Below are 14,418 nucleotides of genomic sequence, written 5' to 3'. Positions count from 1 at the left end.
TCGGTTATTTATGGGTGGATCAATGCAACGCAGTAGGCAGAGACACCTTCTTCTCGACCTACAAATCCCAAACGCTCTGTAGTTGTAGCCTTCAAGGATAATTTATTGGCTTGGATATTCATTACCTCAGCTAGGCAGGCCTTCATGGCAGGAATATGAGGGTTGATTTTTGGTTGTTGCAAACAGATGGTTACATCAAGGTTTCCTATTTGATAACCTTCCTTATTCAATAGTGCCATGACCTCTTTGAGCAAAATCTTACTGTCAATTCCTTTGTATTGAGGATCTTGATCAGAGAAATGATATCCAATATCCCTTAAGTTAGCTGCACCCAACAGAGCATCGCAGATTACATGAATAAGCACGTCAGCATCTGAATGGCCAACTGCTCCTTTGCTATGAGGAATCACTATTCCTCCTAACCAAAATTCTTCACCTTCTTTTAATTGGTGAACATCGTATCCAAATCCAATGCGAAAAGCACTCATATTTTATTGTTTTAAAGGTTTTCTGTCGAGCCATTGTTAGGCGCACACTTATAATAGACTACAGAGGCAAGTTCGTCTCTTAAGTACTTCCTTGTAGCCAATTGGATTTCCTCTACTGTAATCGCCATTTTTCGATCAAACTCAGCATTCATTAGCAATGGATCTCCCAAATAAGCATAATAGGCCAATTTCATGGCCCTTCCAAGGAGGGAAACGGATTCATAGGTCTGCATGGCCTCTGCTTGGTTTTTAATTTTTTGAAGATTTGTTGGGTCTATTGGTTCATTTTTAAAGCTTTCAAGCGTTTTGTCCAATTCTTTTTCAGCGTCTTCGGCAGCAACACCTTTCTCCATTTTTCCCGTGATCACTAATAATCCCGGGTCGATATTGCCAAGAACATAGGCTTGACAATTGGCAAAGAGAGAGGAGTTTTTTATCAATCTCTTTTCCAATAAAGATGATCTTCCAAATCCCAATATGTCAGAAATAAGATCACATGTTAGGTAATTTTTTTCTAGTCTTCCTGGGATCTTATACACTTTGTACAAAGCCTCTGTGGGGACATTGGCAAAAACTTGCTTTCTCCTTATACAGTCTTGTATGGGCTCTGTGGGGATCGTTTTTGGTGCTGCCTTCCCTCTTGGTATTTCATCAAACCAATGCTTTACCTTTCCCTTTACCGTCTCAAAATCGACCTTTCCCGCAATGCAAAGGACGGCATTGTCCGGGGCGTAGTTTTGCTCATAAAAGTCCTGCAACTCTTTCTTTTGCACTCCTTCTATGTCTGCTATTTTTTCGCCGATGGTAGGCCAGCGGTAAGGGTGATTTTTAAAAGCCAGCTGTCTCACATGATGCATAGCATCCCCATAAGGTTGATTGAGGTACCGTTGCTTGAACTCCTCAATCACCACTTGTTTTTGGGTGTTGATTGGCTTTTCTTTCAGGTTAAGAAAACGCATCCGGTCTGATTCCAGCCAAAGGGCTGTATCCAGATTAATTGCAGGAAGGGTAATGTAAAAGTTGGTGATATCAGTGTTGGTAAATGCATTGCATTCACCTCCAACTTTTTCTAAGGCAGTGTCGAATTCAGGTATATTTTTGGAACCCGAAAACATAAGGTGCTCAAAGTAATGAGCTAAACCGGATTTACCCGATTCCTCATTCCTGGATCCTACCTTATACAAAAGGTTGACCACAGCCATTTCTGAAGAATGGTCTTCATGGACCAGTACCTGAAGTCCATTGTCCAGAGTAAAAGATTTATAGTTGATCATAGAATAGAGGCAAAAGTAATAAATTTTCTACCCATCCTGTATCCTTTCAATCAAATTGATTCACCTTTATAGCCCGATCGATCAAGTGCTGCTTTTATTTCTTCCGGCTTTATTTCTCCTTGCACAGTTAATATTCTATCTGGAGAGGTTAAATCAACTTCCCAATGTTTTGCTTTTAAATTGTCCATTGCCGGGGTAATGGCCGCAACACATGCGCCACATTTTACATTCGTTTTAAATTTTATTTGCTTGTCCATATTGATTAATCTTTGATTTTATTATTATGACAATTTTCATTTAATAGGCCAGCTTAGCTGTTCAGTTTATTAGTTATAATTGATCATCCATTAACTGTACTTCAACCGCAAACTATTACCTACCACCGATAGGGAACTAAGTGCCATTGCTGAGCCGGCGATCATAGGATTGAGCAGAAAACCGGATATTGGATACAACAATCCGGCAGCAATGGGTATGCCAATGATATTGTAAATAAAGGCCCAAAACAGATTTTGCCGGATGGTGGCAACTGTGTTCTTACTTAGTTTTAATAAATCAGGTATGGCCATAAGGTCGGCATGTATCAGTGTAACCTGAGCAGTTTCCATGGCAATGTCAGTCCCTCCTCCCATGGCTATACCTAAATCAGCCAAAACCAATGCCTCACTGTCATTGATACCATCCCCCGTCATGCCTACCTTGTGTCCGGCTTTCTGCAATTTTTTATGTATTGCCCTTTGTCTTGAGGGAGTAAACCGCTTCGGAAATGGGTAATTCCTACTTTTTAGCGATGTTTGAAGCTGTTTTTCTTGATCTCCGGTCAGCATGTGAACAGCAATACCCATTTTATTAAGTTGAGCAATGGCTGCTTTAGATGTTGCCCTTAGCTTATCAGCGATGGAAACGATTCCTACAACTTCTTCTCCTTTGGACATGTAGACTACAATATTGCCCTGCTCAAGCAATTCATCAGCTGATTGTGACAAGAGTTGTTCGATAGTAATACCCAATGTCTTTAACCATTTTATATTTCCGATAGCATATTGCTCTCCCTTGTATTCTGCCATCACACCTTTTCCGGTAAAGGTTTTGAATCCTGTTAGCTCACCTATTGCTTTCTCTTTAGAGAAATGTTCTGTAATGGCTGCAGCCAATGGATGCTCGCTTTTTTCTTCCAGCGCTCTAAAGACTGTGCCCATGGGCTTTTCGTCTACACCTGACTTCCAAATTACCTTTTGGACACTAGGCTTACCTTCCGTTATAGTGCCGGTTTTGTCTAGAATTAAGCAGTCAATTTTCTTACCGTTTTCTAGGCTTTCAGCATCTCTAACCAAAATACCTAAGGAAGCAGCTTTTCCGATTCCCACCATTATGGCTGTAGGTGTTGCAAGTCCAAGGGCGCAAGGGCAAGCAATTACAAGGACGGTAATGGCTGAAAGCATTCCCCTCAAAACGGCATCCTCTGCCCCACTTAATGACCAAACAATAAAAGTAACCAGAGAGATCGCCAAAACGGTGGGGACAAATATTTTTGTGACCTTATCCACAGTTTTCTGAATGGGTGCTTTAGAACCTTGAGCTTGCTTAACCCTGGCGATTATGCTGGAAAGTAAGGTTTCTGATTTGCTTTTGTTAGACTTAAATTCAAAGCTCCCACTCTGGTTAATGGTTCCGGCATACACGGTATCACCATTGTTTTTTTCTACGGCCAAAGGTTCTCCGGTGAGCATGCTTTCATCCACAAAGGATTGCCCCTGTGTTAGTATGCCATCTAAAGGGATTTTTTGCCCCGGTTTGACTAAGATAGTTTCCCCGGGCAAAACTTCTGAGACATTCATTTGGATCGCTTTCCCTTCTCTAATGACTGTTAAATCTGTGGGTTGAAGTCCGATAAGATTTTTTAAGGCCTCAGAAGTGCCAGCTTTTGCTCTCGTTTCCATCAATCTTCCCAGCAAAATAAAAAAGATGATAACGGCAGCTGCTTCAAAGTAAACATGTGGGGTCATTCCTCGGGATTCCAGCCAATCCGGAAAAAAGGTATTAAAAGAACTGTAGAGGTAGGCTACTCCTGTACTTAACGAGACCAAGGTGTCCATATTGGTATTTCCCTTCTTGATTTGCTTGTAAGCATTGGTAAAAAAAGCATTTCCAAATAACACCAATATTGGAGTGGTCAAGGCCCACATGATTACATTGGCATAAGGGATCTCGGGCCAAAACATCCCAATTAGGAAGACAGGAAATGCCAATATTCCTGAATAAAGGGTTTTCTTTTTCAGCTCCTTTAATTCAGCCTCCTTAATTGCTTCCAAGTCTTCCGGCTTATTAATGTCTATTAATAAATCATAGCCAATGGATTGAATATTTTTCTTGGCCTCAGAAAGGTCCATCCCTTCTTTTTCTAAAGAAATAATAGCAGACTGGTTGGCATAATTCACACTTGCAGATTGTATGCCCTTGGTTTCTTTTAGCATAGATTCCACGCTGACAGCACAGGCAGCGCAACTCATTCCGGAAATAGGTACTTCAATTGTCTTGCTCATGATAGAATGCTAGTTTAATTCGAAATAGGCAATAGAAAATCAATTAGGTGCTGAAATCGCTTCAAAATCAGCTACTTCGTTGCTGTTTGGATATTTCACCGTAGCTGTGCTATGCTAAAATATCCAAATCGCCTTATTGTTCTTGCGATTGCAACACTTTCCGTAAACACCGGACAGACCCTCATAAATCCTATTACATAATCTGAGTTTAAAGCTCAAAATTACAAAGCGTCTGCAGGTTTATTGTTACAGAATTTTTGAAAAAATGTATAACTTGCCTACCCGTTTGGCGGTGATTTAGGTGAACTTTACTAACCCTTTGCCCGTTTTAATGGTTTCGATACCTGCCTTGTATAAAAATTGAAATTGCATTCTTTATGTTAAAGTCCAGCTTAGATCCGGCCTGTACCGGCCTGTTTTCATCCCTTTTTTTAGATTATATTCATAAAAAGGAGTCAGTAAAACAGTTTTATAAGGATTTTCCGGATTTAGAGCAATTTAAAAAGTCATTGCCTCAGAAGCATTTTGAACAGGAAAAAAGAAGTAGGCTAGTTAGGGTTCTGGAAAAGCAATATGAAGGATTTGAAGGGGCTAAGGTTAAGGCAAATATTCAGCAACTAAATCAAGTCAATACTTTTACTGTAACGACCGGACATCAATTAAACTTGATGACCGGCCCTTCCTATTTTATCTATAAGATAATTTCTACCATTGCCCTGGCAGATAAGCTTAACAAGGAAAATCCGGATTACCATTTTGTTCCGGTATATTGGATGGCCACAGAAGATCATGATTTTGCCGAGATCAACCATTTTTATTTTGACGGAAAGAATTATGAATGGCAAACCGACCAAACAGGTGCTGTTGGGGAATTTGTTTTAGATGAATCTTTAAAAAAATTAATAGGAGAATTACACTTTCTTCCTGAGTTTTTTAAAACTGCTTATACCCAAAGTAAGTTTTTGAAGGAGGCTGTCAGGAAATATGTGCATCATTTATTTGCAGACAGGGGACTGGTTATCATTGATGCCAATGAAAAAGAGTTGAAGCAATTGTTTGTGCCTGTCATCAAGGATGACATACTGAACGCTACGGCCAATAATCTAGTGAATGATTGTAATAGCGCCTTGGAGAAAGCCGGCTATTCCACTCAAATTTTTCCTAGAGAAATTAATTTCTTTTATATGGAAAAGGGCCGTAGGGAAAGGTTGATTTTAAATAATGGGTTTTTGAAACCCATGATGGTAAAAACAAGTGGGATGAAGCAGAAATGACAGCATTAATAGAGCAAAAACCGGAGAATTTTAGCCCCAATGTAGTCATGCGCCCGCTTTACCAAGAGGTGATTTTACCCAACATAGCCTATTTAGGTGGGCCTGCGGAAGTGGCTTATTGGTTTCAACTAAAAAATGTTTTTGCGCATTATTCGGTAGATTACCCATTTTTACTACCGAGAAACTTTGCAATGATTTTGACATCCCCCTTGCAGCGTAAAATGAATAAGCTTAGGCTGGAAGAAAAGGAATTGTTCCTTCCTTTTGATGATTTGCGGATTAAATATGTAAAAGAGAATTCCGATCAAGACCTTGAATTGATAGAGGAAAGAGATAAATTAAAAGATATCTATAAAGCTTTAGCAGAAAAGTCTCAAGACATGGATGCTACTTTGACTTATGCAGTTAAGGCAGCTCATAAGCGCAATGAAAGAATTTTAGACCAGGTGGCCACGAAATTTCGCAAAGCGGAGGAAAGAAAGAAAGCTACAGCCATTCAGCAAATAGCTGAGATTAAAAAGGAGCTATTCCCACAAGGAACTTTGCAAGAAAGGAAAATCAACTTTCTAGAGTTCTATTTAGGTAACCCGGAATTTATAAAGGAGCTTTTTGATACCTTTGACCCTTTAAACTTTGATTTTATTCTTCTGAAGGAAAATGGTGACAAAAGAAGTATTAAGAAAGCAACTCAGAACTAGCCGCCAAGCATTGGGGATGGAAGAGCGGGAAGCCTACTCCCAACAGATAACTTCAAATTGCTTATTATTCTTAAAGCAATTTCCCAAGATCAGGCATATTCATTTGTTTTTACCTATAAAAAAACTTCTGGAGGTAAATACGGTATCATTATTGCAATCTTTATTTGACCTAAATTACCATGTGTACAGTTCCATTACTGTTCACCATGCACAAAAAATGGCTACTGTGAAATTGACTCCGAAAACAGTTTATGAAAATGATAAGCTGGGCATCCCTGTACCAAAAGATCCGGTTTTGATGGATGATCCAAAGATTGTGGAATTGGTATTTGTACCTTTATTAGGTATAGATTCAAGAGGAAATAGAATTGGTTATGGATTGGGGTTTTATGATAGGTTTTTTAAAGAATTAAGTGAGGATGTGATGAAAATCGGACTGTCTTTCAATGCACCCATGTCAGAAGAATTACCTCATGAACCACACGATATTCCCTTGGATGGCTGTATACATCCCGGTGGGATCACCCTTTTTGAGAACTATTAATTAAACAACTATAATTATGATGAAAAATGTAATGATTGCCGTGATGGCATTGGTACTCATGTTTTCCTTATCTAATGAAAGTAAAGCACAGGCATATGATACTGGGGTTGGTTTGCGCTTAGGGGCAAGTAGCGGATTAAGTGTAAAGCATTTTATAAGCCAGGATGCAGCCCTTGAGGGAATTTTGCATACCCGTTGGAGAGGTCTTTTGATTACCGGTCTTTATGAAGTTCACAGGGATATTGAAGACGTAGATGGCTTGAATTGGTTTTATGGGGGAGGAGCCCATATAGGTAGTTGGAACAACAGTTCTAAATATGATTACGATGGATCTACCGTAATTGGTATTGATGGGATTATCGGTTTGGAGTATGTTTTAGAAGAGCTTCCTCTTAATTTTTCCTTGGATTTTAAACCTGCGATCAATATAATTAATAATGGAGGCTTCTGGGGCGACGATTTTGCTTTATCTGTTAGGTATATTTTTTAGCGAAAGCAAAAGTACAATCCCTTTTTTAGACGGTTTTTCGATGATATAATGTCATAAAATGGCTAGTAGTAATAATTGATTGGCCTGTTAAGCCCTCAAAGATTAAGTTCTTCTCTCGGTTTTAATCAAAACTAAGAGAAGAACTTAAACCAACTTTTTCGTTTGCTTTGGTAATTAAAATGAGCTATTGAGTTTCTCAACTGGTGATGAAATTCACCTCCTTCGGGATGCAGTGTTTGCCATACAGTTTCCCACCCAAGAAACCCTCCTAGGTTTCGGTCATCAATAAAAAGATCAGCCTCTAGTTTTCTTGGAGATTGACATTCATCAGTCTCCCCCGGATAATTTTCATTAACAGCATAGAATTCAACACCATTATCGTTACAAAGGTCTACTGCCTCTTTGAGTAAAGGGCCTTCCCGATAGGTCTCAATTTTATAGAATAGCTTTTTTGATGTGTTAATGGTTTTGAACGTTAAATGGTTACCTATTATAGATGTCTTACAAACTAGAGAAAATTCCTTATTTCCTTGGCTTTTATAATTTATAATTGTCAAAATAGTGTAGGTTTGGTTTAATGCGTAAAAAAGATGGGTTGAAAATCGAATTCGTTGCTATGAAATATTTCGTAGTATAAAATTTGGACTTTGAATAATGAAAAGAAGTTTGTGCTGTTTCATACCTGTTTTTTGTTGGTTTATGTTTTTAAAAATTTTATTTGTTTTCTACATTTATTCCTGAAAACCAACCACTCGTAAGTACTCCGCCTACTAAAAACCAGAATTGACCGACCTTTTTCAGCAGTTGGTCGATAATTTTCCTAAGGGACCTTAAAAAGGTAGATTTTTGGTGCATAATTGAGTTGATCGAAAGGTCACTTAACTTTTTTTGGATACAGTAAACAGCAAAACAATGAAAAATAGCAAAACAACAGGATTGTCATTCTTGGTATTGATAATCCCCGTCATCACATTATTTTCTTCCTGTGTAAAAGATCAAATTGATGAGAGTACCCAGCAACTTACTCCTTCCGGAGAAACAATTGACGATTTAGTCGTTTCAGCATTTTTTGATTGGGAAACTACAGAAGAGCTTACCGTAAGCATTGAAGGTTTACCGGTGGATGTTGGGGTTAGCAAAAAGCTGACCTTATTGACAGGTGAAGGGACAGAGATTTATGGAGGCACTCATGCCATGCATGAAGATTTTGAGATGACCTTCGATTTGGTCTCAGGGGTTGATGAAATTGTTATGAAATATGGTGAGGCAGTAAAAACGGCCGAAGTTAATAACCATACCGCCTCCTTTAATTTTGAGGTGGAAAGAGAAGTTGACCCTTTGAATTTTGATTTTCCTGAATTAGGTGCTGAATAAATCCCTACCAATTTTTAAACTATTAAGACAATGAAAAAATTACTATTTAGTTTTTTATTAGGATTGGTTGGTTTCCAGTCAATTGCTCAGAATGAAGTTGAGAATGATGCTGAGTTGAGCTCATTAAAAGATTATTTTTATACATGTTGGAGTTTGGATGGATTCTCTTTATCTGATGATTCCGATCATGTGATTGAAGGAAAGCAAAGCTTTATTGTTAAGGCCTCTGAAAATCAAGGGCGTGGAGATATGAAATCTCCTTGGATTAAACTAGAAGATGGGAAGGTGGAATTGGAAGTTAAACCTACCTCAGAAATAGAAAAAACCACCGTATATGCCCTTTTACTGCCTTATGATTCGGAGAATAAGGAAAATGGAGAAAGTAAAGATTACATTTATTTAGGCTATTCTACTGTCGAACATAAAGGTAATTCTGCCACGAAGGCTGTAAAAGTTAAGTTCAATTACTCCAATAAGCTTATTGGAGAATTATTCAAAGTATACTTAGTAATTATTGTAGAGGGCGATGAGGGAGCAACAGCAGTTGACAATCTAGTCATTCAGGGACAGTATTATTCAGATCCTTCAGCAGGCTGTCTTCCTAAAGGTGAGCTAAAAGATGCTGACGGAGACGGAGTTGCAGATGACGAAGATGATTATCCTGATGATAAATACAAGGCCTATAACAACTACTTAACACCTGAAGGAGCAGCAACTTTAATGTTTGAAGACCTTTGGCCTGCTACCGGAGATTATGATTTCAATGATTTGGTATTGGATTATAGTATCAATAGGGTAACAGATGCTTCGGGGAGATAGTGGAAGTAGTGATAGATCTTTTGCCAAGAGCAGCAGGAGCGGGCTATTCCAATGGATTCGGGATAGAGTTTACTGGGATTTCACCAGACCAAGTTTATAAAGTTGTAGGATCCAAAATTAAGTCCAATAGCATTCATGAATTTATGGACAATGGACTTGAGGCGGGGAATGAACATGCCACCATTATAGCCTTTGATGATGTTGACAATGTGCTAACGCATCCGGGCGGAGGAGCAGTAGGTATCAATACCGATCCCAATTTCCCAATGCAGCCTGTTGAGAAAATGCAAATAACCATGTACATTAAAGATGGTGACAATGCAAAAGGACACATCAAACTGGATGAACTGAAAATGGATAATTTCAATCCATTCTTGATTGTCAACCAAAAGAGGGGGTAGAAATCCATCTTCCCGGAAAGACGCCCACCGCACACGTGGACAAATCACTTTTCGGTACAAAAGAAGACAACTCTAACGGAGATAAAGAAGCATATTATAGAGGAAAAGACAATGGCCTACCATGGGCTCTGAATGTATCGGGAAGCATACCTTACATGATGAATAAGGAGAGCATTACCACCGGTTATCAGATGTTTTATAAGTGGGCAGCAACAGGAGGAGAGGCTTATCCTGATTGGTATGAGGATAAAGAAGGGTATCGTATAGATAAAGTTTTATTAAATGCAAAATAAATTAAGTACCTGCAATAGGTAATTTAGATTGGAATATATCCCATCATGTTAATTGGTTGTTTTTAGTTGTAGATACCAGGTAGCTTCTTTTGAAGTTGCCTGGTTTTTTCTAATAAAAAATTGTGATTGATAATTTATAAATATATTTATTTGGGGGATTATCTGCCTTGTCAGTTATGAATAAATAACCTATTTTTGGGCACTATTTAATTCTTTTGTTTTGTAGAGGTGTGTTGTGACTAGTTTTTAAGTTTAATTTTATATGAAAAGTTTAATTCTATTGGTACAGCTTAGGTTTTATTATTTTTTTAAAAAATCCTTAAAGTTTATCTCATTTATTTTCTTACTAGGAATGGTTTTTATAGGGCAGGTGTCAGCCCAGACCGTTACTGTTACAGGTACTGAGAACAATATCCCTATAACAGAGGTGAGGTATACCATTGAGGGAAATGAATTGATTCAGACTTCCCCAGATGGGAATGAAAATCCAAGTCCGGCAGATGTTCCTGTGGTGATCAGTTCTATAACGATCGATACGGATAAAGTGATATATGCCACAACTAGAAATCCTACAGTAGAGAACCCAAATCCGATTATAGGATCAGCTACGATAAGGTCTGATGCTATCCAAATTGTTCACTCGGACAATACCATCACCAGTCATTTGGATGATGATTTTATTAGTGGGCTTGAAACGGTCGTTTCCACCCCTGATATACGGTCCTATTGGGATATCAATGGTCAGCCTTCAATACCTCAAGGGGAAGCTTTTGTAGACTTGGAATACAAGGATCAAGTAGTGACCTCAGGTTACTTGCTCTATACAGAGAGGAATGGGAATTCAGCCACTGATTTTATTGCCTTAGATAGAAATGGCAATCCGATTGAAGGGGCTAAAAGAATTCAGGTAAGAGGTTTTCAATGGAATACTGGAATTAACCATGTAACAAATGTGCCTACGCAAACCCAGTACATGGTGCTATTTTCACCTTCAATTTTTGAATCCACCGAACCAATTTTTGGGATTAGAATTATTGCGGAAAATGAACCGGATGGTAAACTGGTTTTCTTTGTCAACGCCATTTCCGCTACACCGGATTTGAAAGAAAGAGTAAACAGTGAACTGGGAGGCGATGCTGTACTAAATGTTTATGACAATGATGAGTTGAATGGGTTTCCCTTGAACCCGATAGATGTGACATTGGAAATTGTAAACCCTTTCCCTATCTCAGATGTAACTTTAAATTTGGATGGGACTGTAGATGTAGCTCCCAATACTCCTCCGGGAGAATACAAGCTAGTATATAAAATTACTACGGGAGGAGGCGATTCTGATGAAGCCGAGGTGACCATTGAAGTGATTGAGTACATTCCAATTGCAATGGATGATGCTTTTGAACAAGATGATAGTTTTGGTAAAGAGAACATACTTAATGTGTTGGACAATGACTTGTTGAATGGGTTGCCTGCTTTGATAGAAAACGTTAATTTAAGTACCCTTAGTAACGATTCTGATGGAAAGATAATATTGAACGCAGATGGATCTATTGATATTGTAGAAGGGATACCCTCAGGAAATTACGAACTTGTATACCAAATTTGTGACAAAGAGGACCCAGCCAAGTGTGATCAAGCTACCGTATCTGTTACCATTAACCCTACTGTTTTAGAAGCTGTAGAGGATAATTATGGTTCGGTTAATGCCAACAGGGCAGGAGAAATAGGTAATGTATTATCCAACGATCAAATCAATGGTGAGGCGGTTAGCTCAGATCGGGTGCACGCGGTACTAACAGACAATGATGGACTGACAGGAGTAAGTTTAGCAGAGGATGGCACACTTACGCTTCCTACAGGTCTTCCTGAAGGTAATTATGTATTGCTATATGACCTAGTAGAGACCATTAATCCGTCGAATAAGGATGAGGGAGAGATTAAGTTTAGTTTACAGGACGTGCAGTTGGAAGCCAAGGATGACGAGGTAGTAACCAATCAAAATGAAGCCGTCACAATAGCTGTTTTAGATAATGATTTTACCAATTCCGGGGCAATTTTAGATGAAACTTTGTTGATAACTGAGTATCCTGTTTCCGGGGTAATTTCCATTGCAGACGATGGTTTGATTACTTACACCCCAGAGACCAATTTTTCAGGAACTGATTCCTTTGTTTATGAAATTTGCGAGAATGCCGACAGGATGTTCTGCGATCAAGCGAAAGTTACCATCCTTGTAAGGCCTATATTACTTGAATTGAATAAAACGACAAGTGCCACAGAAATTCCTATCGATGGAGTAGTAACTTATACCATTACCATTACAAATAATTCAGCATTTGATTTGTCAGATATCCAAGTAGAAGATCCTCTACCTTCAGGTTTATTGAGCATGGGAACAGTACCTGCCCAAGGTACGGATGGAAGCTGGATCCTTACCTCGCTAAGTGCCGGAGAATCTGCCAGCTTTCAAATTGAAGCAATGGGAGTAGAGAAAGGTGAGAAAGTGAATACTGCAACCATCAGTGTTGGGGAGTTTACAGATCAGGTTACTGCCCCTACTGTCACAGTAGTTGCTAAGCAAGTGGACATTAGCATCTCCAAGACATCATTTGGTAAGGCCATTTATGAAGGCAATGAATTTGAATATGAAATCAAACTAACCAATAATGGTCTGAGTTCAGCTGAAGATGTTGTGGTAAGTGATCAATTGCCATCCAATGTTGAGTTTCTAGGATTTACGGGTTTAGATCCGGGAGCAACAGTTTCAGGCAATACTATAAGTTGGACGGTAGCTTCCATTGCTGCCGGTGAAGAGCTGGTTTATGTCATCAGGGTACAAGCCACGGGCTTAGGGACGGTGACCAATACCGTGACTGTAGAAGTGCCGGATAATCAGGATAATATTTCATCAAGCAAAGAAGACAGTGATACCAATCAAATCATTAGGTTCTTTGTGCCCAATGTAATCACCCCGGGGAATGTAGATGGTAAAAATGATACTTTTGAAATAAAAGGAATTCAAAATTTCGCCAAAAACTCCTTGACAATTCTTAACCGAAATGGTGACCATGTTTTTGAAATGGAGAATTATCATAATGATTGGGCCGCAGAAGGGTTGAATTCAGGAGCTTACTTTTATGTCCTGATTATAACGGACAATAGTGGTGAAGAACAGACCTATAAAGGTTGGGTTCAGGTCATAAAATAATGATTTTGTGTATAGTAGCAGCATTAAAATAATAAGTTCGATGAAGAATATTTTTAGAGTTTTTGGATTTTTGGTGATTTTACTTCCTGCAGGCCTTAATTCGTCTATGGCCCAGCAGCTGCCTCAGTTTAGCCAATACATGTTTAATGGCTTACATGTAAATCCGGCCTATGCGGGATACAAGGGGGAACATTATGTTCAATCTACCTATAGAAGTCAATGGGGAAGTTTACCGGGAGCGCCTACCACTTTTACTGTCACCGCAGACTTAAGTGCCAACGAAGGGCTTATGGGGTTCGGTGCATCCATTATGGCAGATGAAGTAGGTCCTACAAAAACCAATACGGCCCTGTTAACTTATGCCTATAGAATTCAAACAGGAAATGAATCATTTCTTGGTATAGGAGTAAGTGGAGGTGTATCAGAATATGCCATAGATGGAAGCATGTTTGATCCCAATGATTTTGGAGATGGAGAATTACCTGAAGGGAGAATCAATGTTTTTACACCAAACTTAAACACCGGGATCTTTTTTCACAGCCCAAAGTTTTATGCAGGCTTTAGTGCCTATAATCTAATTGGAAAAAAGAAACTTGAAGAAGAAGCAGTGGCATTGGCCTATCATAATGTCCATTATTACCTGACAGCGGGAGCTTTGTTCCCAATTTCTGACCAAGTTCAATTCAAACCTTCGTTCCTGATGCGAAATGGCGGGAGTGGTCCTACTAACCTTGACCTTAACGGTATGTTTTTATTCATGGACAGGGTATGGGCAGGAGCCTCCTACAGAACCAACTTAAAAGTTGGAGCTACGGATTTACCCCCCGGTCTTTCTTCTAAGAATGCTGTAGCCTTTATTTTAGAATTGTTTGCTACAGAGAAACTTAGGCTGGGCTATGCCTATGATGTGCAAACCAATGCATTCAATGGTTTGCGAAACAATAGTCATGAGATGTCTTTAGGATACTATATCTCTCCAAGAAAAGTAAATATGAAAAACCCAAGATGGTTCTAA

General features: G+C 39.0%; 12 protein-coding genes and 1 pseudogene. 8 read left to right on the top strand and 5 right to left on the bottom strand.

The features are described 5' to 3' along the window. Window positions 1-8: 8 nt before the first annotated feature. From ispF to WG932_RS18180, 4 genes are all read right to left on the bottom strand, one after another. Window positions 9-488 (bottom strand): 2-C-methyl-D-erythritol 2,4-cyclodiphosphate synthase, encoded by a 480-nt coding sequence (gene ispF / locus WG932_RS18195; protein WP_483084916.1) that lies wholly within the window; start codon window positions 486-488, stop codon window positions 9-11. A gap of 11 nt (window positions 489-499) precedes the next feature. Further along, complete coding sequence (locus tag WG932_RS18190; protein ID WP_483084915.1) at window positions 500-1,762, bottom strand: M16 family metallopeptidase; 1,263 nt, start codon at window positions 1,760-1,762, stop codon at window positions 500-502. A 50-nt stretch (window positions 1,763-1,812) separates the two neighbouring features. Beyond that, the gene (locus tag WG932_RS18185) at window positions 1,813-2,019 is read right to left on the bottom strand and encodes a heavy-metal-associated domain-containing protein (RefSeq protein ID WP_149392187.1); all 207 of its coding nucleotides are present in this window, start codon (window positions 2,017-2,019) and stop codon (window positions 1,813-1,815) included. Between the two features lie 90 nt (window positions 2,020-2,109). Then, on the bottom strand, window positions 2,110-4,305 hold the full coding sequence (locus WG932_RS18180) for a heavy metal translocating P-type ATPase (protein WP_483084914.1): 2,196 nt from the start codon (window positions 4,303-4,305) through the stop codon (window positions 2,110-2,112). Between the two features lie 377 nt (window positions 4,306-4,682). On the opposite strand from WG932_RS18180, the gene bshC (WG932_RS18175) reads away from it, so the two are divergent. From bshC (WG932_RS18175) to WG932_RS18160, 4 genes are read left to right on the top strand one after another with little or no spacing between them, the layout of a single operon-like run. After that, window positions 4,683-5,579 carry a bacillithiol biosynthesis protein BshC gene (gene bshC, locus WG932_RS18175; RefSeq protein WP_483084913.1) on the top strand — a complete coding sequence of 299 codons (897 nt, stop codon included), beginning with the start codon at window positions 4,683-4,685 and terminating at the stop codon, window positions 5,577-5,579. Continuing rightward, the gene (gene bshC, locus WG932_RS18170) at window positions 5,576-6,277 is read left to right on the top strand and encodes a bacillithiol biosynthesis protein BshC (protein WP_483084912.1); all 702 of its coding nucleotides are present in this window, start codon (window positions 5,576-5,578) and stop codon (window positions 6,275-6,277) included. Before bshC (WG932_RS18175) ends, bshC (WG932_RS18170) begins: the two co-directional genes overlap by 4 nt. Next, the gene (locus tag WG932_RS18165; protein WP_339678371.1) at window positions 6,237-6,821 is read left to right on the top strand and encodes a 5-formyltetrahydrofolate cyclo-ligase; all 585 of its coding nucleotides are present in this window, start codon (window positions 6,237-6,239) and stop codon (window positions 6,819-6,821) included. Before bshC (WG932_RS18170) ends, WG932_RS18165 begins: the two co-directional genes overlap by 41 nt. A gap of 16 nt (window positions 6,822-6,837) precedes the next feature. Continuing rightward, window positions 6,838-7,311: a hypothetical protein gene (locus WG932_RS18160; RefSeq protein ID WP_014019412.1), complete on the top strand. Its 474-nt coding sequence runs from the start codon at window positions 6,838-6,840 to the stop codon at window positions 7,309-7,311. Between the two features lie 131 nt (window positions 7,312-7,442). Here the strand turns inward: WG932_RS18160 and WG932_RS18155 are convergent, their stop codons facing one another. Beyond that, a complete protein-coding gene (locus tag WG932_RS18155; protein WP_483084911.1) occupies window positions 7,443-7,868 on the bottom strand; it encodes a BT0820 family HAD-type phosphatase in 426 nt (141 codons plus the stop codon). Window positions 7,869-8,223: 355 nt separating this feature from the next. On the opposite strand from WG932_RS18155, the gene WG932_RS18150 reads away from it, so the two are divergent. The 4 genes and pseudogenes from WG932_RS18150 to WG932_RS18135 all read left to right on the top strand — a co-directional run bounded on the left by WG932_RS18150 (window position 8,224) and on the right by WG932_RS18135 (window position 14,418). Further along, a complete protein-coding gene (locus tag WG932_RS18150) occupies window positions 8,224-8,685 on the top strand; it encodes a hypothetical protein (protein WP_149392183.1) in 462 nt (153 codons plus the stop codon). Window positions 8,686-8,715: 30 nt separating this feature from the next. Continuing rightward, window positions 8,716-10,198, top strand: a pseudogene (locus tag WG932_RS18145) (LruC domain-containing protein). Between the two features lie 262 nt (window positions 10,199-10,460). Further along, a complete protein-coding gene (locus WG932_RS18140) occupies window positions 10,461-13,403 on the top strand; it encodes a T9SS type B sorting domain-containing protein (RefSeq protein ID WP_483084910.1) in 2,943 nt (980 codons plus the stop codon). A 40-nt stretch (window positions 13,404-13,443) separates the two neighbouring features. Continuing rightward, on the top strand, window positions 13,444-14,418 hold the full coding sequence (locus WG932_RS18135; RefSeq protein WP_014019405.1) for a PorP/SprF family type IX secretion system membrane protein: 975 nt from the start codon (window positions 13,444-13,446) through the stop codon (window positions 14,416-14,418).

This window comes from Cyclobacterium sp. SOCE241 (assembly GCF_056867545.1).
Note: the sequence above shows the minus strand (reverse complement) of the source record. Positions and strands in the feature narration are given on the sequence as shown.